The sequence below is a fragment of the Zhengella sedimenti genome, assembly GCF_046506625.1.
In the GTDB taxonomy this organism is placed as follows: Bacteria; Pseudomonadota; Alphaproteobacteria; order Rhizobiales; family Rhizobiaceae; genus Zhengella; species Zhengella sedimenti.
The window spans coordinates 1,040,059-1,057,322 of record NZ_JBKFFP010000001.1; the positions used below are offsets into that span (position 1 = coordinate 1,040,059).

General features: G+C 66.8%; 19 protein-coding genes. 14 read left to right on the forward strand and 5 right to left on the reverse strand.

Going from position 1 to position 17,264, the window contains the following annotated elements; translation table 11 throughout:
* Nucleotides 1–29 precede the first annotated feature (29 nt).
* From ACLB6G_RS05125 to ACLB6G_RS05135, 3 genes are read left to right on the forward strand one after another with little or no spacing between them, the layout of a single operon-like run.
* The gene (locus ACLB6G_RS05125; protein ID WP_410355030.1) at nucleotides 30–617 is read left to right on the forward strand and encodes a shikimate kinase; all 588 of its coding nucleotides are present in this window, start codon (nucleotides 30–32) and stop codon (nucleotides 615–617) included.
* Between the two features lie 5 nt (nucleotides 618–622).
* The gene (gene aroB, locus ACLB6G_RS05130) at nucleotides 623–1,753 is read left to right on the forward strand and encodes a 3-dehydroquinate synthase (RefSeq protein ID WP_410355031.1); all 1,131 of its coding nucleotides are present in this window, start codon (nucleotides 623–625) and stop codon (nucleotides 1,751–1,753) included.
* Nucleotides 1,750–3,027, forward strand: coding sequence for an HlyC/CorC family transporter (locus ACLB6G_RS05135; protein WP_410355032.1), 1,278 nt, complete (start codon nucleotides 1,750–1,752; stop codon nucleotides 3,025–3,027). The genes aroB and ACLB6G_RS05135 overlap by 4 nt, the downstream gene beginning before the upstream one ends.
* 21 nt (nucleotides 3,028–3,048) lie before the next feature.
* Here the strand turns inward: ACLB6G_RS05135 and ACLB6G_RS05140 are convergent, their stop codons facing one another.
* Complete coding sequence (locus ACLB6G_RS05140) at nucleotides 3,049–3,351, reverse strand: BolA family protein (RefSeq protein ID WP_410355033.1); 303 nt, start codon at nucleotides 3,349–3,351, stop codon at nucleotides 3,049–3,051.
* Nucleotides 3,352–3,510: 159 nt separating this feature from the next.
* Between ACLB6G_RS05140 and ACLB6G_RS05145 the strand changes: the two genes are divergently transcribed.
* From ACLB6G_RS05145 to ACLB6G_RS05160, 4 genes are all read left to right on the forward strand, one after another.
* A complete protein-coding gene (locus ACLB6G_RS05145) occupies nucleotides 3,511–4,122 on the forward strand; it encodes a J domain-containing protein (protein WP_410355034.1) in 612 nt (203 codons plus the stop codon).
* Nucleotides 4,123–4,193: 71 nt separating this feature from the next.
* Nucleotides 4,194–5,180, forward strand: coding sequence for a cobaltochelatase subunit CobS (gene cobS / locus ACLB6G_RS05150; RefSeq protein ID WP_410355035.1), 987 nt, complete (start codon nucleotides 4,194–4,196; stop codon nucleotides 5,178–5,180).
* Nucleotides 5,181–5,193: 13 nt separating this feature from the next.
* Nucleotides 5,194–7,110 carry a cobaltochelatase subunit CobT gene (gene cobT, locus ACLB6G_RS05155; RefSeq protein ID WP_410355036.1) on the forward strand — a complete coding sequence of 639 codons (1,917 nt, stop codon included), beginning with the start codon at nucleotides 5,194–5,196 and terminating at the stop codon, nucleotides 7,108–7,110.
* Nucleotides 7,107–8,105 carry an esterase-like activity of phytase family protein gene (locus ACLB6G_RS05160; RefSeq protein ID WP_410355037.1) on the forward strand — a complete coding sequence of 333 codons (999 nt, stop codon included), beginning with the start codon at nucleotides 7,107–7,109 and terminating at the stop codon, nucleotides 8,103–8,105. The genes cobT and ACLB6G_RS05160 overlap by 4 nt, the downstream gene beginning before the upstream one ends.
* A gap of 34 nt (nucleotides 8,106–8,139) precedes the next feature.
* On the opposite strand, the gene ACLB6G_RS05165 is transcribed toward ACLB6G_RS05160, so the two are convergent.
* Entirely contained in the window at nucleotides 8,140–8,766 is a 627-nt protein-coding gene (locus tag ACLB6G_RS05165; RefSeq protein WP_410355038.1) for a queuosine precursor transporter, read from the reverse strand.
* Between the two features lie 100 nt (nucleotides 8,767–8,866).
* On the reverse strand, nucleotides 8,867–9,160 hold the full coding sequence (gene rpmB, locus ACLB6G_RS05170; protein WP_410355039.1) for a 50S ribosomal protein L28: 294 nt from the start codon (nucleotides 9,158–9,160) through the stop codon (nucleotides 8,867–8,869).
* A gap of 250 nt (nucleotides 9,161–9,410) precedes the next feature.
* On the opposite strand from rpmB, the gene ACLB6G_RS05175 reads away from it, so the two are divergent.
* The 3 genes from ACLB6G_RS05175 to ACLB6G_RS05185 are packed head-to-tail and all read left to right on the forward strand — an operon-like array spanning nucleotide 9,411 to nucleotide 11,815.
* Complete coding sequence (locus ACLB6G_RS05175) at nucleotides 9,411–10,196, forward strand: DUF3108 domain-containing protein (protein WP_410355040.1); 786 nt, start codon at nucleotides 9,411–9,413, stop codon at nucleotides 10,194–10,196.
* A gap of 45 nt (nucleotides 10,197–10,241) precedes the next feature.
* Nucleotides 10,242–11,132: an aromatic amino acid exporter YddG gene (gene yddG, locus ACLB6G_RS05180; protein WP_410355041.1), complete on the forward strand. Its 891-nt coding sequence runs from the start codon at nucleotides 10,242–10,244 to the stop codon at nucleotides 11,130–11,132.
* Complete coding sequence (locus tag ACLB6G_RS05185) at nucleotides 11,129–11,815, forward strand: lysoplasmalogenase family protein (RefSeq protein ID WP_410355042.1); 687 nt, start codon at nucleotides 11,129–11,131, stop codon at nucleotides 11,813–11,815. Before yddG ends, ACLB6G_RS05185 begins: the two co-directional genes overlap by 4 nt.
* Before the next feature lie 26 nt (nucleotides 11,816–11,841).
* On the opposite strand, the gene gloB is transcribed toward ACLB6G_RS05185, so the two are convergent.
* Nucleotides 11,842–12,609 carry a hydroxyacylglutathione hydrolase gene (gloB, locus tag ACLB6G_RS05190; protein WP_410355043.1) on the reverse strand — a complete coding sequence of 256 codons (768 nt, stop codon included), beginning with the start codon at nucleotides 12,607–12,609 and terminating at the stop codon, nucleotides 11,842–11,844.
* A 103-nt stretch (nucleotides 12,610–12,712) separates the two neighbouring features.
* Between gloB and ACLB6G_RS05195 the strand changes: the two genes are divergently transcribed.
* From ACLB6G_RS05195 to ACLB6G_RS05205, 3 genes are all read left to right on the forward strand, one after another.
* Nucleotides 12,713–13,489 (forward strand): class I SAM-dependent methyltransferase, encoded by a 777-nt coding sequence (locus ACLB6G_RS05195; RefSeq protein ID WP_410355170.1) that lies wholly within the window; start codon nucleotides 12,713–12,715, stop codon nucleotides 13,487–13,489.
* A 94-nt stretch (nucleotides 13,490–13,583) separates the two neighbouring features.
* Nucleotides 13,584–14,696, forward strand: a complete 1,113-nt coding sequence (gene hisC, locus ACLB6G_RS05200; protein ID WP_410355044.1) for a histidinol-phosphate transaminase — start codon at nucleotides 13,584–13,586, stop codon at nucleotides 14,694–14,696.
* A gap of 13 nt (nucleotides 14,697–14,709) precedes the next feature.
* Entirely contained in the window at nucleotides 14,710–15,660 is a 951-nt protein-coding gene (locus ACLB6G_RS05205; protein WP_410355171.1) for a prephenate/arogenate dehydrogenase family protein, read from the forward strand.
* Between the two features lie 9 nt (nucleotides 15,661–15,669).
* On the opposite strand, the gene ACLB6G_RS05210 is transcribed toward ACLB6G_RS05205, so the two are convergent.
* Nucleotides 15,670–16,671, reverse strand: coding sequence for a DUF2125 domain-containing protein (locus ACLB6G_RS05210; RefSeq protein ID WP_410355045.1), 1,002 nt, complete (start codon nucleotides 16,669–16,671; stop codon nucleotides 15,670–15,672).
* Nucleotides 16,672–16,715: 44 nt separating this feature from the next.
* Here ACLB6G_RS05210 and ACLB6G_RS05215 point away from each other — a divergent pair, with 44 nt between their 5' ends.
* Nucleotides 16,716–17,255, forward strand: coding sequence for a gamma-glutamylcyclotransferase (locus tag ACLB6G_RS05215; RefSeq protein WP_410355046.1), 540 nt, complete (start codon nucleotides 16,716–16,718; stop codon nucleotides 17,253–17,255).
* Nucleotides 17,256–17,264: the final 9 nt, after the last annotated feature.

A 17,264-nucleotide genomic window follows, 5' to 3' on the forward strand; every position in this document is an offset into this window, starting at 1 on the left:
CAGACACTGCGAAGGCGGGTATTTGCCGGATGAGCATGCAAGAGGCCAGACCCGAAACGGACATCAAGGCGCTGCTCGGCGACCGGTCGATCGTGTTTGTCGGCCTGATGGGCGCGGGCAAGACGGCGGTCGGACGCCGGGTCGCGCAACTCACCGGGCTGCCGTTCACCGACAGTGACCACGAGATCGAGCATGTCTCGCGCATGACCATCCCGGAACTGTTCGAGGCCTATGGCGAGCCGGAATTCCGCTCGCTGGAAAGCCGGGTGATCCAGCGCATCATCGAGACCGGACCGCAGGTGATTTCCACCGGCGGTGGCGCCTTCATGAACGAACAGACGCGCGAGGCCATCGCCGCGCGCGGCGTCTCGGTCTGGCTCAAGGCCGACCTCGACCTGCTGATGGAGCGCGTCAGCCGCAAGCAGAACCGTCCGCTGCTCAAGGACCCGGATCCGCGCGGCGTTTTGCGGCGGCTGATGGATGTGCGCTATCCGGTTTACGGGCTGGCCGACCTCGTGGTGCAATCGCGCGACGTCAGCAAGGAAGAAATGGCGGCTATCGTGGTCGATGCGCTGCATGACCACCTGGTGGCCGAAGCAGCCGAAAACGGAGCCTGAACGGCATGAATATCGATATCGGGGAAACCGCCGCGAAGGTGGCCGTGGGGCTCGGCGAGCGGGGCTATGACATCCTGATCGGCTCCGGGCTGGTCGCCACGGCGGGTCTGGAAATCGCTTCACGGCTGCCCGGCAGCCGCATCGCCATCATCACCGACGAGAACGTCGCCGCGCTCCACCTCGACACGCTCAAGACGAGCCTTCGGGAAGCCGGGATCGCCCATGAAAGCCTGGTGCTGCCGGCGGGCGAGAAGACCAAGAGCTTTCCCTGGTTCGAGAAGGCGGTGGATTTCGTGCTGGCCGGCCGGTTCGAACGGGGTGATGCGGTGCTGGCGCTCGGCGGCGGGGTGACCGGCGACCTGGCCGGCTTCGTGGCGGGGGTGATCCGGCGCGGCATGCAGTTCGTGCAGGTGCCGACCACGCTGCTGGCGCAGGTGGACAGTTCGGTCGGCGGCAAGACCGGCATCAATTCCGGTCACGGCAAGAACCTGGTCGGCGTCTTTCACCAACCGCGCCTCGTGCTGGCCGACACGGATGTCCTGGACACGCTGCCGCCGCGCGAATTCCGGGCGGGTTATGCTGAAGTCGCCAAGTACGGGCTGATCGACCGGCCCGACTTCTTCACCTGGCTGGAGGCGAACTGGCGTGACGTCTTTGCCGGCGGTCCGGCGCGGACCCATGCCATCGCGGTGTCCTGCCAGTCGAAGGCCGACGTGGTGGCGCGCGACGAGCGCGAGAGCGGCGACCGGGCGCTGCTCAACCTGGGCCATACCTTCGGCCACGCGCTGGAGGCCGCCACCCGTTATGACAGCGCGCGCCTGGTCCATGGCGAGGGCGTGGCCATCGGCATGGCGCTGGCGCACCGCTTCTCTGCCCGGCTCAACCAGGCCAGTCCCGACGATGCGCGGCGCGTGGAAGCCCATCTCAGGGCTGTCGGCCTGCCGACGCGGTTGCAGGACGTTCCGGGCGGCCTGCCTTCCGCCGAGCAACTTCTTGCCTATATAGCGCAGGACAAGAAGGTCAGCCGGGGAAGCCTGACCTTCATCCTGACGCGCGGCATCGGGCAGTCCTACATCGCCAGGGACGTGCCGGCGTCGGAGGTGCTGGCCTTCCTTCAGGAGCAACTGGAATCATGACACCGGACCTCTGGATCATTCTTGGCGTCGTCTTCTGCCTCATCCTGCTGTCGGCAACGTTTTCCGGCTCGGAAACGGCGCTGACGGCGGTTTCGCGGGCGCGCATGCATTCGATGGAAAATGCCGGCAATGCGCGGGCCGGAACCGTGAGCGCGCTGATCGAACGGCGCGACAGGATGATCGGCGCGCTGCTGATCGGCAACAACCTGGTCAACATCCTCGCCTCCTCGCTGGCGACATCGGCCTTCCTGTCGCTGTTCGGCGATGCGGGCGTGGCCTATGCGACGCTGGCCATGACGGTGCTGCTGGTGATCTTTGCCGAGGTGCTGCCCAAGAGCTGGGCGATTTCCAGCCCGGACCGTTTCTCGCTGGCGATCGCGCCGGTCATGCGCGTCTATGTCGCGGTCGTGGGGCCCCTGTCGAGCGCGGTCAACTGGATCGTGCGCCACGTGCTGGCGGTCTTCGGCGTGCGGCTGGATGCCGGCCAGTCCATGCTGAGCGCGCATGAGGAACTGCGCGGCACGATGGAGGTGCTGCATCGCGAGGGCGCCTTCGTGAAGCAGGACCGCGACCGGCTTGGCGGGCTGCTCGACCTGATCGACCTGGAAGTCTCCGACGTGATGATCCACCGCACCGGCATGCGCATGGTCAATGCGGGCGATCCGCCGGAGAAGGTGGTGCGCGAGGTCCTGGAATCACCCCATACACGCATGCCGGTGTGGCACGGCAGCACCGACAACATCGTCGGCGTGGTGCATGCCAAGGATCTCTTGCGCGCGCTGCACGACGTTGACAACGAGCCGTCGCGCATCGACATCGCCAAGGTTGCCGCCAAGCCGTGGTTCGTGCCCGACACGACCACACTGCACGACCAGCTCAATGCCTTCCTTCGGCGCAAGGCGCATATTGCCATCGTCGTGGACGAATATGGCGAGGTGGAAGGCCTGGTGACGCTGGAGGACATCCTCGAGGAAATCGTCGGCGAGATCGCCGACGAGCACGATGTCGACATGCAGGGCGTCAAGACAGAGGCGGACGGTTCCGTGGTGGTGGACGGCGCCGTGCCGATCCGTGACCTGAACAGGGCGCTGGACTGGGACCTGCCGGATGACGAGGCGACCACGATCGCCGGGCTGGTCATCCACGAGACAAAGCTCATCCCGGACGAGAAGCAGGCCTTCACCTTTCACGGCATGCGCTTCGTGGTGCTCAAGCGGGAGAAGAACCGGATCACGAAACTGCGTATCCGGCCGCTGGAGCCGGCCAAGACCTGATTGCGCCGGCGGCTGCGGTAGTCAGCGGCGCGCAGGTTCGCCGGGCGCGCGCGCCTCGACGGCCAGCGCGTGAACGGTTCCCGCCAGTTCGGCGGCCAGCGCCGCGTTGACGGCGCGGTGGCGCTCCAGCCGGCTCATGCCGGCAAAGGCGGCGGCCGTGATGCGGACGCGGTAATGCGTCTCGCCGTCGCGGGGGAAGCGTTCGTTGTGCGGCCGGCCGGTGTGATGGTGGCCGGCATGCAGGCTGCTTTCATTGATGACGTCCAGGTGCTCCGGCGAGAACGCCTCGGTCAGCTTCGTCCTGATCGTCTCGTCCATGGACATGGTGGCTTGCCTTTCCCATATTCGGCGCAGGGCGCGGTGAATCGGCCCTTTGACCGCGATAAAACCCGTCTTGTCAATTCTTGTATCCGCGGCGGAAGCGCCCATAATCACCCGTTCGACAACGAAGCGCCGCAACAGAGCAACCGCAACAGCCGCACGATGAAGCCCTATTCGAAATATTTCGAGCGCATCCGCGTCCGGCCCGACCCGCAGGCGGCGGCCAAGGCGGAGGCGCCTTCCTGCCAGTGGGACGGCTGCGAGGAACCGGGCACGCACCGCGCGCCGGTGGGACGCATGGCGGAAGGGGAGTATTTCCATTTCTGCGTCGACCACGTGCGGCAATACAACAAGGGCTACAACTACTTTTCCGGCCTGTCGGATACAGACGTGGCGCGCTACCAGAAGGAGGCGCTGACCGGGCACAGGCCGACCTGGAAGCTGGGTACCAACAGCCAGACCTGGACGTCGAGCGACATGCGCTCCGGTTCGGCGGCGTCGCGGTCCCGGCTGCGCGACCCGCACGGGCTGTTCGGACAGAACGCCAACCGGCCGGATCCGGTCCGCCAGCGCAGGCTCAAGCCGCTCGAAGCCAAGGCGTTCGAGACGCTCGGACTGGATGCCAAGGCCAGCGCAAAGGACATCAAGACACGCTACAAGGAACTGGTGAAGCAGCACCACCCGGACGCCAATGGCGGCGACCGGGGCTCCGAGGAGCGCTTCCGCAACGTCATCCAGGCTTACCGATTGCTCAAGCAAGCCGGTTTCTGCTAAGCCGGGCCGAACCGTATATTTGACCGGCGGGCAAACCGGAACGGACCGGCTTGCGCGCCGTTGGAGGCATGATGAACAAGGTCGATCGCGACATCGCCAATCTCCCCGACACGACCGTGCCGGTGAAGGAAACCTTCGGATTCGATTCGGAAATGGTCGTTCCGGCCTTTTCCGCGCCGGATGCCAACGTGCCGGACCTCGACCCGGACTACATTTTCGACAAGCAGACCACGCTGGCCATCCTGGCGGGCTTTGCCTACAACCGCCGCGTCATGGTGTCGGGCTATCACGGCACTGGCAAGTCCACCCATATCGAGCAGGTGGCCGCGCGGCTCAACTGGCCCTGCGTGCGCGTCAACCTCGACAGCCATGTCAGCCGCATCGACCTCGTCGGCAAGGACGCCATCGTCATCAAGGAAGGAAAGCAGGTCACGGAATTCCGCGACGGCATCCTGCCCTGGGCCTACCAGCACAACGTGGCGCTGGTCTTCGACGAATACGATGCCGGCCGTCCGGACGTGATGTTCGTCATCCAGCGCGTTCTGGAATCCTCCGGCCGGCTGACGCTTCTCGACCAGAGCCGCGTGATCCGGCCGCATCCGGCCTTCCGCCTGTTCGCGACCGCCAACACGATCGGGCTTGGCGACACGACCGGGCTCTATCACGGCACCCAGCAGATCAACCAGGCGCAGATGGACCGCTGGTCCATCGTCACCACGCTCAACTACCTGCCGCATGACAAGGAAGTCGAGATCGTGCTGGCCAAGTCGCACCATTACCGCAACGAGCAGGGCCGCGACATCGTGGACCGCATGGTGCGCATGGCCGGAATGACCCGCGCCGCCTTCGTCAATGGCGACCTGTCGACGGTGATGAGCCCGCGCACGGTCATCACCTGGGCCGAGAACGCCGACATCTTCAAGGATGTGGGCATGGCGCTGCGCCTGACCTTCCTCAACAAGTGCGACGAACTGGAGCGTCCGATCGTGGCCGAGTTCTACCAGCGCTGCTTCAACGCGGAACTGCCGGAGAGCGCGGCCAACATCACGCTGAGCTGAGCGCAGGAACACCATGGCCGGACCCGGAGACAACCAGCGCGCGCGCAAGCAGCAGCAGGCCGAGAGCGAGGCGTTCCGCCGCTCGATCACGGCGACGGTGCGGGCGATTGCCGGCGACGGCGAACTGGAAGTGTCCTTTTCCAAGGACAAGCCGGCGCTGACGGGCAAGGCGGCGCGCCTGCCGGACCTGCCCAAGCGGCCGAGCGCGACGGACGTGGCCGTGACGCGCGGCACCGGCGACTCCATGGCGCTTCGCAAGGCCTGCCATGACGGGCGCGTGCACATGCGCATGGCGCCCGAGGGCCGGCAGGCCCGCGCCATCTACGACGCCGTGGAGCAGGCGCGCTGCGAGGCCATCGGCTCCAACCGCATGTCCGGCGTGGCCGCCAACATCGCCACCATGCTGGAAGACAAGTACCAGCGCTCCAATCTCGCCGCCGTGACCGCGCGCGAGGAAGCGCCGCTCGAAGAAGCCGTCGCCATGATGGTGCGCGAACGGCTGACCGGCCAGCCCGTGCCGCCATCGGCGGAAAACGTCGTGGAGTTGTGGCGCGACTGGATCGAAAGCAAGGCCGGCGGCGATCTCGATGACCTGCTTGCCAAGCTCGACGACCAGCCGGCCTTCGCCCGGGCCGTCCGCAACATGCTGGTCAGCATGAACATGTCGGACGAATACCAGGACGAGGACCAGCAGGAGGAAAGCGAGGAGAGCGAGGAGCAGGAGCAGGAACCGCAGGACCAGGGCGAGGACGGCCAGGAGGAAAGCGACGGCAGCGAGCCCTCGCAATCGGAGGAGGAACAGGCCTCCGACGAGGAGCAGCAGGCCGGCGAGATGGAAAGCGCCGACGCCACGGCCGACGAATTCGCCGAGGACGACGACGAGGCGGAAACGCCGGGCGAGGCGCAACGCAAGGACGACCCCTTCTCGCAGATGACCGCGGAGCTCGACTACAAGATCTTCACGGCCGATTTCGACGAGACGGTGGGCGCCGACGAATTGTGCGACGCGGAGGAACTGGAGCGTCTGCGCGCCTATCTCGACAAGCAGTTGTCCAACCTTCAGGGCGTGGTCGGACGGCTGGCCAACCGGCTGCAGCGCCGCCTCATGGCGCAGCAGAACCGGTCGTGGGATTTCGACCTGGAAGAAGGCTATCTCGACCCGGCGCGCCTGCCGCGTGTCGTCATCGACGAGATGAAGGGATCGTTCGCCTCGCTGTCCTTCAAGCGCGAGCGCGACACCAATTTCCGGGACACGGTGGTGACGCTGGTCCTCGACAATTCCGGCTCCATGCGCGGGCGCCCGATCACGGTAGCGGCGACCTGCGCCGACATCCTGGCGCGCACGCTCGAGCGTTGCGGCGTCTCCGTGGAAATCCTCGGCTTCACCACACGGGCCTGGAAGGGCGGGCAATCGCGCGAGAAATGGCTGAAGGACGGCAAGCCGGCCAATCCTGGCCGCCTGAACGACCTGCGCCACATCATCTACAAGTCCGCCGATTCGCCCTGGCGGCGGGCCCGAAACAATCTCGGCCTGATGATGCGCGAGGGCCTCTTGAAGGAGAACATCGACGGCGAGGCGCTGCTGTGGGCGCACAAGCGCCTGCTCGGCCGGCCCGAACAGCGCAAGATCCTGATGATGATCTCGGACGGCGCCCCGGTCGACGATTCCACGCTGTCGGTCAATCCCGGCAACTACCTCGAAAAGCACCTGCGTGCGGTGATCGACCTGATCGAGACCAAGTCGCCGGTCGAACTGCTGGCCATCGGCATCGGCCACGACGTGACGCGCTACTACCGCCGCGCGGTGACGATCGTGGATGCCGAGGAACTGGCGGGTGCGATGACGGAACAGCTTGCCGCGCTGTTCGAGGAGCAGGGTGCGCGCGAGCGCGGCCGGACCGGCTCCCGGGGCCTGCGCCGGGCCGGATGAGGCGCGCCCGGGCCATCGCGGCGCTCGCTGCCCTTGCCATGCTGTCAGGGACTGACGAACCGGCGGCCCGCGACTTCGACGCCGCGGTGACCGCAAGGCCCATCCACGCGTTCCGCATCGGCTCCGACGAAAACCGTTTCGGCCCGTTCACCTTTGTGGGCGGGATGTCCCTGTCCTCAGGCCTGTCGCATTTCGGTTCCCTTTCGTCATTCCGGTTCCTCGATCCGGGATCGCGTTTCCTGGCCGTGACCGACAACGGCTTCTGGTTCGGCGGCCGTATCGAACGCGACGGCGACGGGCGCCCGGCCGGTGTTTCCGGCGGCTGGATGAGCGAGATCATGGGGCCGGACGGACGGCCGCTCGGCAGCAAGTATCAAGCCGATGCCGAAAGCCTCTCGATCTTCGGCCAGACCGCGACGGTCGGCTTCGAGCGCTATCACAGGATCACCAGCTACCGGCTGGACAATGGCCGGCCGGGACCGGCAGGAACCAGCACCGACTTCATCGTGCCAGCGCGCGAACTGCGAACCAATCGCGGTTTCGAATGCGTGGCCCATTCGCCCGCGGAAGGGATGCTTGGCGGCGGGCGCGTGGCGGTGACCGAGAAGAGCCTCGACCGGAACGGCAACATCTTCGGCGCCGTTCTTGAGGGACCGCGGCGCGGCATGTTCACGGTCGCCAAATCCGGCGTCTACGACATCACCGATTGCGCCTTCCTGCCGGATGGCGATCTCCTGCTGCTGGAACGGCGCTATTCGCTGGCCACCGGTGTCGGCATGCAGATCCGGCGCATCGCGGGCGCCTCGATCGCAAAGGGCGCGGTGCTCGACGGCGAGATCCTGTTCTCGGGCGGGATGGAATACCAGATCGACAACATGGAAGGCATGGATGTCTGGCGCGCGGGCGACGGCACGCTGCGCCTTTCGCTGGTTTCGGACGACAACAAGTCGCTGCTGCAGCGGACGCTGTACCTGGAATTCGTCATCGCGGAATAGGCAAGGCGGCGTGCCGGACGGCCGCGCCCCGCCCTCAGGCGGCTTCCGGAGCCACCGGCTTCAGCCGGGTCAGAAGCGCGCCATAGGGTGCGAGCATGACGAGGCCGATGGCGATCTTGACGCAGAAATCGCCGATGGCCAGCGACACCCAGAGCGGGACTTCCGCACCCATGAAACCGACCGGAAACGCCAGCGAGCCGTCTTCCATGCCGAAGGCGGCATCGATGAAGGCGAAGCGCGCGGCGAAGGCGATGCCGAAGAAGATGACCGTGTCGATCATCGAGCCGAGCAGGGTGGAAATGAGCGGCGCGCGCCACCACGCCATGCGGCGCAGGCGGTCGAACACCGCCGTATCGAGCAGTTGCGCCACCAGGAAGGCCGAGCCGGAGGCGATCGCGATGCGCGGCGTTGCCAGCCAGACGGACAGCACGACAGCCAGCACGAAACCCGCCAGCACCACCTTGCGGGCGGCGGCCACGCCGAAGCGGCGGTTCGTCAGGTCGTTGACGAGGAAGGCGACGGGATAGGTGAAGGCACCCCAGGTGAGGATCTCGCCCAGCCCGAAATGGGCGAACGGATACTGCACGAGGATGTTGGAAACGGCGACGACAGCCGCCATGGCGGCCACGAAGGGCAGAAGGGAACGTATCGACATACGCATTTTTTTATCCTGGGTGATGCCACCAGCTAGCCGGCCGAAACCGGCGGGAAACGATGAACCCGGCAAGCCGCATGGCCTGCCGGGCCGATGCAAGGGAAAATCAGGCGGCCTGTTCGGCCAGCTTCTTGGCGATCTGCTTCTTCAGCACGCGGGCGCGCTGGGACAGGTCGTTGGACGCCGCCTTCATCAGGAAGGCGTCAAGGCCGCCGCGATGCTCGACGCTGCGCAGGGCGGCAGCGGAAATGCGCAGGCGGTAGCTCTGGCCCATGGCTTCCGAGATCAGCGTCACCTGCACCAGGTTGGGCAGGAAGCGGCGGCGGGTCTTGTTGTTGGCGTGGCTGACATTGTTACCGGACATGACAGCCTTGCCGGTCAGTTCGCAAGCACGGGACATCTGATCACCTTTTGGTTCGTGTCTTTCGATGCAAGCCGGATGGGAGCGTGAACGCCGCTCGCGTGAACCGCGTCCAGTTCCCGGGCCTGCCTCGTGGGAAAAATCCCGCGTTCCATAGTGACATTGGCGCCGTGCGTCAACCCGCATTTGCCGGGCGGCAGCCGTGACGGGCAGGGTGCGAGACCACAACTTTGCCGGAATCGCCGCCTAGGCACAGGAACGAGGGACGTCACAGATGGGACCGAACGCGATGATCCGACTGCCAACCCTATTGTGCGCGGCCGCGCTGGCAACCCTGCCCGCCACCGGCCATGCCGTGGAGGCCGGCGAGGCCTTCGTGACCGAATACACGTTTTCCCTGCTCGGGCTGCCGCTCGGCCAGTCCCATTTCAGGAGCTCGGTCGACGGCAACCGGTTCACGGTCGAAGGATCGGTGCGCAGTGCGGGGCTCGCCCTGGTCTTCGACAAGACGGTTGCGCATTCGCGTGTCGAAGGCCGCCTGACGGACAACGGTGTCGTGCCCGACAGCTATGCGATGAACTATGTCTCGGGCAAGAAGAAGCGCGCCACGGCGCTCGTCTTCCGGGACGGCAACGTGATCGAGACCCGCCTGTCGCCGAAGCCGCGGCAGAACGAGAAGCTTGTTCCGCTCACCGCCGAGCATCTCAAGGCGGTCAGCGATCCGATGACGGCAAGCATCGTGCGCGCGGCGAGCCCGGAAGCGGTCTGCGGGCGGACGCTGCATGTCTTCGACGGCCGGATGCGCATGGATATCGCGCTGTCCAATCCGCAGACAGGGAACGTGACCATCGGCAGCTACAAGGGCCCGTCGGTCACCTGCAAGGCGAAGTTCATCCCCGTGGCCGGCTACCGCACGGACAGGAAATCCATCGAATACCTGCGCGGCAATGACGATATCAGCGTGACCTTTGCGCGCAGAGGCTCGACAGACGTCTATGCGCCGGTTAAGGCGTCGGTGCCGACCTATATCGGGCGGCTGACGATCGCCGCGACCCGCTTCGGGCCGGCGGACTGACACGACGGCACCGGAGCCGATCCGGCTGATGGCCGGGAGGGCGAAGTGGTACGCGCGACATTCATCGGGTTTCTCGCCGTCGTGCTGTGGGCGCTGCTGGCGCTGTTTACCGATGCGTCCGGAGCCGTGCCGCCTTTCCAGCTTGCCGCGATGAGCTTCGCCATCGGCGCCCTTGTCGGGCTCGCGGCCATTCTCCTGCGCGGTAAGTCCTTGTCGGCGCTAAAGGCCGACGGCCGCGCCTGGGCTGTCGGGGTGATCGGGCTGTTCGGCTACCACTTCTTCTATTTCACCGCGCTACGGAACGCGCCGGCCGTCGATGCCAGCCTGATCGCCTATCTCTGGCCGCTGTTCATCGTGGCAGGGTCCGCGCTGATGCCGGGCGAGCGGCTGCGCGTCCATCATGTCGCCGGCACGCTGATGGGGCTTGCCGGCACCGCGCTGATCGTCACCAAGGGCAAGGGCCTCTCCTTTGATCCGGCCTATGGATTCGGCTATGCCATGGCTTTCGTCTGCGCCTTCCTGTGGTCGGGCTATTCGCTGCTGTCGCGGCGCCTGGCCGATGTGCCGAGCGATGCGGTGACCGGTTTCTGCGCGGCGACGGCGGTGCTGGCGCTCGGATGTCATCTGGCGCTGGAGGAAACGGTGTGGCCGGCGACCACGCTGGAATGGCTCGCCGTGCTGGGGCTCGGCCTCGGACCAGTGGGCGCGGCCTTCTACTTCTGGGATCACGGGGTCAAGCAGGGCAATATCCAGGTTCTCGGCGCGTCCAGCTATGGCGCGCCGCTCTTCTCCACGCTGGTGCTGATCGCCGCCGGCTTCGCCGAGGCGACGGGCATCGTGCTCGCGGCCTGCCTGCTGATCACCGGGGGCGCCATACTGGCTGCCTGGCCGATGCTGACGAGCGGCAACACGGCTGCAGATGGGGCATCGCCGTGAGCCTGCTGTCATGGCCCGGCGGGCTTGCGGAAACCGCCAACGGCCTGCTGTTGCTGTCGGCCGTCGCGGCGGCGCTCTATGCCCTGCTGCTGCCGCAGCCGGTGTCCTGGCGGCGCACGGCGGTCAAGACGCTTTCGACCGGCCTGCTGGCGCTGATCGCGTGGCATGTGGGCGGGCCCTGGCTGCTGGTCGCGGGGCTGGCACTATCCGCACTCGGCGATTTCTTTCTCGCCCATCACGACGACCGGTCCTTCATGGCCGGTCTCGGCGCCTTCCTCGCCGCGCATCTTGTCTTCGTGGCGCTGTTTGCACTGCATGATCCCGCAGCCGGATCGGCGCTGCCGGTCACAGTCCTGCCGCTCTCCGTGGCGCTTGTCCTTATCCTTGCAACGGCGGGATGGGCGCTGTTCCTGGCCTTGCGGCTGATGCCGGCGCTCAAGAAGCCGATGCGCGGGCCGGTGGCCGTCTATGTCGCGGCCATCGTCGCCATGGCAGGGGCGGCCTTCCTGTTCCAGGCGCCGGGCGTCGTGGCGGGGGCGCTGCTCTTCGTGGCCTCCGATTCGGTGCTGGCCATCGAGCGGTTCCTGATGCGCGAGGACGATCCGCGCCAGTGCGCGGCGCACCTCTTCGTGTGGATCACCTACTACCTCGCGCAGGCGGCCTTTCTGATTGCGCTGACCTGATCGGGTGGGGCTCCGCCGGACAAGGTTCAGGCCTTGTCCTTGCGGGCACGGATTTCGCCCAGCACTTCCCAGTCTTCGGCGTCCTGCATGCCCAGATGCGCGCGGATGGCGGGATCACCCCAGCGCAGGAACGGATTGGTCTGCAATTCCAGGCCGATGGTCGTCGGCAATGTGGGCTTGTCCTCGGCGCGCAGGGCCTCGATTTCCTTCAGGCGGCTCGCCAGGGCGGCATTGTCCGGGTCCACCGTCACGGCGAAACGGGCATTGGCGAGCGTGTATTCATGGCCGCAATAGACGGCGGTTTCCGGCGGCAGGGCCGCCAGTTTCGACAGGGACGCGAACATCTCGCGCGGGCCGCGCTCGAACAGGCGGCCGCAGCCGAGGGCAAACAGCGTGTCGGCGGTGAAGACGACCCGGTCATCGGGGAAATGGTAGCAGACATGGCCGGCGGTATGGCCGGGCGTGGAAATCACCTCGACGGCATGGCCTGCCCAGTCGAAGCGGTCGCCGTCGCCGACAAGACGGTCGAGCCCGTCGATCCGGTCTGCCTCCGCGGCCGGGCCGATCACCTCGCAGCCATAGGCCGCCTTCAGCGGCGCGATGGCCTCGACGTGGTCGCCGTGATGATGGGTGACGAGGATATGCGTCAGGGTCCAGCCCTTGCGGGCAAGCTGCTCGCGGATCGGCGTGTTTTCCGGCGCGTCGATGGCGGCGGTGGCCCCGGTGTCCGGATCGTGGACCAGGACACAGAAGTTGTCGCTGCGGCACATGAACTGTTCGATCTGCAATGGCATCTTCAATCTCCCTTGCTTTGGGACCGAGCCTATTGGAGGCGTGGCGGATTGTCACTTGCCAAGCCCGGTTGCGCTCGACGTCCGGCATGCTACCGTCCCGTCCATGTATGGCGACATCGTCGATTTGCGAACCTTTTATGCCTCGACGCTCGGCCGGCTGGCGGAACGGTCCATCGCCCGCGCGCTGACGGCGGTCTGGCAGCCGCTGGCCAATGAGCGTCTTGTCGGGCTGGGCTATGCGCTGCCGTGGCTGGACCGGTTCTCGCCCGACACCGAGCGCACCTTCGCCTTCATGCCGGCCGGACAGGGCGCGGTGAACTGGCCGGCGGAAGGACCGGGCGCGGCGGCGCTGGTCTTCGACGAGGAACTGCCGCTGCCCGACAGTTCGGTCGACCGGCTGCTGATGGTCCACCTGCTGGAGCATTCGGAAAATCCCCGCGAAACGCTGACGGAGGCCTGGCGGGTGCTGGCGCCAGGCGGCCGGCTGGTGGTGGTGGTGCCGAACCGGCGCGGCATCTGGGCGCGGTTCGAGCATACGCCCTTCGGTTCCGGGCGGCCGTTCTCGCGCGGTCAGGTGACCATGCTGCTGCGCGATGCCAATTTCACGCCCGGCGCCTTTGCCGACGCGCTGTTCTTTCCACCGTTGCGCAAGCGGTGGCTGATCCGCGCCGCGCCATCGCTGGAACAGGCGGGCCGGCGCATCTGGCCGGTCTTCGCCGGGGTCGTGGTGGTGGAAGCGCAGAAACGGCTCTACCAGGGCCGGCCGGTCGCGCAGCGGGCCTCGCGCCGCGTCTTCGTGCCGGTGTTGGCGCCGCAAGCGGCATCGCGGGTGCGCCGCGACGGAAACGAAAACCGGGCGGGGCGCCGCGGCCCCGTGTGACCCGACCGCCTCGACATTTTGCCTTGCGGGCTGTATGTCGGCTCGCGGTCGCCTGTGCGCGGCCAAGCCAATCTTCACCCAAGGGTTTCCCGTCATGGACAAGAGCGCCAATTCCACCCGTCCCGTGCCCAATCCAGGCGTGATGGACATCGCCGCCTACGTGCCGGGCCGCGAGTCCGTGCACGGGGTCGAGAAGGTCTACAAGCTTTCCTCCAACGAGACGCCGCTCGGCTGCTCCCCGAAAGTGCGCGAGGCCATCGAGGGTTCGCTGTCCCGGCTGGAAATCTATCCCGACGGCCAGTCGGAAGACCTGCGCCAGGCAATCGCCGAGGTGCATGGCCTGAATCCGGCCAACATCGTCTGCTCGAACGGATCGGACGAGTTGCTGGGCCTGCTGGCCCATGTCTATCTCGGCGAGGGCGACGAGGCGATCTATACCGAGCACGGTTTCCTGGTTTACCGCATCCAGATCCTGGCCAATGGCGCGACGCCGGTCGTGGCGGCGGAAAAGGAGGAGACGGCGGACGTGGACGCCATCCTCGCCTGCGTGACCGGGCGCACCAGGATGGTGTTCCTGGCCAATCCGAACAATCCGACCGGCACCTACATTCCCTATGAAGAGGTCAAGCGCCTGCGCGCTTCGCTGCCGTCGCACGTGCTGCTCGTGCTCGACGCGGCCTATGCCGAATATGTGCGCCGCAACGACTACGAGGCGGGGATGGAACTGGTCGCCAACAATGACAACACGGTCATGACGCGGACCTTTTCCAAGATCTACGGGCTGGCAGGCCTCAGGATCGGCTGGATGTATGCGCCCGCCCATGTCTGCGACGCCATCAACCGCGTGCGCGGGCCGTTCAATGTCAACGCATTGGCGATCAAGGCCGGCGCGGCGGCCATCCGCGACCGTGGCTTCATCGAGGCGGCGGTGTCGCACAATGACGAATGGCTGGCGCGGCTGACGGAGGCCTTCACCGGGCTTGGCCTGCGCGTCACGCCATCGGTCGGCAATTTCGTGCTGGTGCATTTCCCCGAGGACGATCCGGTGCATACGGCGGAAGCCGCCGACGCCTTCCTGTGCGCGCGCGGTTACGTGCTGCGCCGGGTGACCGGCTATGGCTTTCCCAATGCGCTGCGCATGAGCATCGGCACGGCCGAGGCGAATGAAGGCGTGATCGCGGCGCTGACCGAATTCCTGAAAGGATAGGATCGTGTCCGGCATGAACGGCAAGACCGGGGCGGGCGCGCCGATGTTCGCGCGCATCGCGCTGATCGGCATCGGGCTCATCGGTTCCTCGCTGGCCCACGTGATCCGGCGCGAGGGACTGGCCGGCGAGATCGTCGTGTCGAGCCGAAGCGCGGATACGCTTGCAAGGGCGCAAGAGCTTGCGCTTGGCGACCGCCATGTGGCCGATGCGGGGGATGCGGTGCGCGGCGCGGATCTCGTCATCGTCTCGGTGCCCGTCGGGGCGTCGGGAGCGGTGGCGAAAGCCATCGCGGGTGCACTCGAACCGGGCGCCATCCTCACCGATGTGGGCTCGACGAAGCGCTCCGTCATCGAACAGATGGCGCCGCATGTGCCGGAGGGCGTGCATTTCATTCCCGGCCATCCGATCGCCGGCACGGAACGCTCGGGCCCGGATGCCGGTTTCGCGGAGCTCTTCGAGGGCCGCTGGTGCATCCTGACCCCGGTCGAGGATACGGAGGCGGGCGCACTGGACCGTCTGCGCCTGTTCTGGGAAGCCTGCGGCTCGCGCGTCGACATCATGGATGCCGACCACCACGACCGGGTGCTGGCCATCGTCTCGCATCTGCCGCACATCATCGCCTACAACATCGTTGGCACCGCCGACGACCTGGAGACGGTGACCAAGTCCGAGGTGATCAAGTATTCCGCCTCCGGCTTCCGGGATTTCACGCGCCTTGCTGCGTCCGATCCGACCATGTGGCGCGATGTCTGCCTGCACAACAAGGACGCGATCCTCGAAATGCTGGCGCGGTTTTCCGAAGACCTGTCGGCGCTGCAACGGGCGATCCGCTGGGGCGATGGCGACAAGCTGTTCGACCTGTTCACGCGCACCCGCGCCATCCGCCGTTCGATCATCGAGGCCGGGCAGGATACGGCGGAGCCGGATTTCGGCCGCCACGCCGACCACGCCCACAAGGCCTGAGCCATCCTCTCAGGGCAGGCGCGGCAGCGGCTGCAGCCGGAAGAAGCCGAGCGATGGGACGCCATCGCTCACGCGGACGGGTATCGCCGGGCCGCCATTCCCGCCGCCAAGGGCCGTCAGCGCGGCGAGCGCGCTGCCGATCGTCTTTTCCTCCCGCGGATAGAGCCGTTTGGCCAGGGCGGCCAGTTCGGCCGGATTGCGCAGCGTCAGCGTGAAGTCGCCGTTCAGCCGGCCCTCGCCATCCACGCTGAAAGGGCCGGTGAGGCGCGCGCCCGAGGAGCCGCCGATATCGAGGGAGAGGTCGCGCAGCGTGCCCTCGATGCCGCGCAGGGACCGCTTGCCCGCGGCCATGTGCAGCGCGCCGTCGCGGATCGTCATGTCAGATGTCAGGCCGAGCGGCGGCAGGTCGACGCCATTGGTCATGCCCTCGGGCAGGTTGACGCCCGACAGGGCGGCGGCCAGGTCGAGCGATCCCTCGACGGTGCGCATGTGGGCCTGGACGGCGTCGGCGGTGGCGATGACCGGCGCGTGGGACGAGCGCACCGACAGGCGGGCACCGCTGGCCTGAAGGGAGGCGCGTGACGGCACGGGTTCGGAGGCACGGATGCTCGCCTGAAGGCTTTGCCAGTCGGCACTGAGGGGCACGAGGCCGGGCAGGTCAAGTTCGGCCGGGCCGTCTATTTCGCCGACGACATGGCGCGGCGCGTAGACCTGGGCAGCGCTGCGCAAGGCACCGGCACTGATGGCGATGTCCCCGGCAGGCTCGCGCCAGGCCGTGCGTTCGCAGAACAGGCCGATGCGGAAGGGATAGCCGTGGGCCTGCGGACTGGCGCACTCGGCCTCGATGCCGCGCGCGGCCTGCCGTTCCATGGCGAGGCGGGTTTGCGCTTCCAGCCGCCCGGCGATATAGAACCAGCCGGCCGTATAGAGGCCGATGGCCGCCATGACGGCCAGGGCGAGAAAGACAAAGCGACGGGCGCTGCGCGGAGCGGGACTGACCGGGCGGGACATGGTTGAGAACAGCCTTTCACAAGCAGGGGCGGACAAGGGGCGCCATGAGCACTGACGCCGATATGGGCGATTTTTGGGTCTTCGGCTATGGCTCGCTGATGTGGCGGCCGGGATTCGACCACCTGGAAAGCCACCGGGCCCATCTTTACGGCTTTCGCCGCGCGCTTTGCGTGCGCTCCTTTGTGCATCGCGGCACGGAACAGCGGCCGGGTCTCGTGCTCGGGCTCGACAAGGGCGGCTCCTGCGTGGGCGTGGCCTTCCGTGTGTGTGCGACGCAGCGCGCGCCGACCATCGACTACCTGCGCGGCCGTGAACTGGTCACCCATGTCTATCGTGAACGCTGGCTCAACATTGCCCTCGATGACGGGCGCCGGGTGAAGGCGCTCGGCTATGTCGTCGACCAGCATCACCATCAGTATGCCGGGCGTCTCGGCATCGAGGAAGCGGCGCGGCATGTACGCGGCGCGCACGGACAGTCCGGTCCCAATGACGAATATGTCGCCAACACGGTGGAGCATCTGCGCCACATCGGCATTCGCGACCGCTGGCTGGAAGCCGTCGCCCATCACATGCGCCAGGGCTGAAGGCCTGCG

Bases quoted from the DNA above. Each gene is read 5' to 3' on its own strand.
- ACLB6G_RS05125 (WP_410355030.1), top strand. From the start codon at position 30: ATGAGCATGCAAGAGGCCAGACCCGAAACGGACATCAAGGCGCTGCTC.
- aroB (WP_410355031.1), top strand. From the start codon at position 623: ATGAATATCGATATCGGGGAAACCGCCGCGAAGGTGGCCGTGGGGCTC.
- ACLB6G_RS05135 (WP_410355032.1), top strand. From the start codon at position 1,750: ATGACACCGGACCTCTGGATCATTCTTGGCGTCGTCTTCTGCCTCATC.
- ACLB6G_RS05140 (WP_410355033.1), bottom strand. From the start codon at position 3,351: ATGTCCATGGACGAGACGATCAGGACGAAGCTGACCGAGGCGTTCTCG.
- ACLB6G_RS05145 (WP_410355034.1), top strand. From the start codon at position 3,511: ATGAAGCCCTATTCGAAATATTTCGAGCGCATCCGCGTCCGGCCCGAC.
- cobS (WP_410355035.1), top strand. From the start codon at position 4,194: ATGAACAAGGTCGATCGCGACATCGCCAATCTCCCCGACACGACCGTG.
- cobT (WP_410355036.1), top strand. From the start codon at position 5,194: ATGGCCGGACCCGGAGACAACCAGCGCGCGCGCAAGCAGCAGCAGGCC.
- ACLB6G_RS05160 (WP_410355037.1), top strand. From the start codon at position 7,107: ATGAGGCGCGCCCGGGCCATCGCGGCGCTCGCTGCCCTTGCCATGCTG.
- ACLB6G_RS05165 (WP_410355038.1), bottom strand. From the start codon at position 8,766: ATGCGTATGTCGATACGTTCCCTTCTGCCCTTCGTGGCCGCCATGGCG.
- rpmB (WP_410355039.1), bottom strand. From the start codon at position 9,160: ATGTCCCGTGCTTGCGAACTGACCGGCAAGGCTGTCATGTCCGGTAAC.
- ACLB6G_RS05175 (WP_410355040.1), top strand. From the start codon at position 9,411: ATGATCCGACTGCCAACCCTATTGTGCGCGGCCGCGCTGGCAACCCTG.
- gloB (WP_410355043.1), bottom strand. From the start codon at position 12,609: ATGCCATTGCAGATCGAACAGTTCATGTGCCGCAGCGACAACTTCTGT.
- ACLB6G_RS05195 (WP_410355170.1), top strand. From the start codon at position 12,713: ATGTATGGCGACATCGTCGATTTGCGAACCTTTTATGCCTCGACGCTC.
- hisC (WP_410355044.1), top strand. From the start codon at position 13,584: ATGGACAAGAGCGCCAATTCCACCCGTCCCGTGCCCAATCCAGGCGTG.
- ACLB6G_RS05205 (WP_410355171.1), top strand. From the start codon at position 14,710: ATGAACGGCAAGACCGGGGCGGGCGCGCCGATGTTCGCGCGCATCGCG.
- ACLB6G_RS05210 (WP_410355045.1), bottom strand. From the start codon at position 16,671: ATGTCCCGCCCGGTCAGTCCCGCTCCGCGCAGCGCCCGTCGCTTTGTC.
- ACLB6G_RS05215 (WP_410355046.1), top strand. From the start codon at position 16,716: ATGAGCACTGACGCCGATATGGGCGATTTTTGGGTCTTCGGCTATGGC.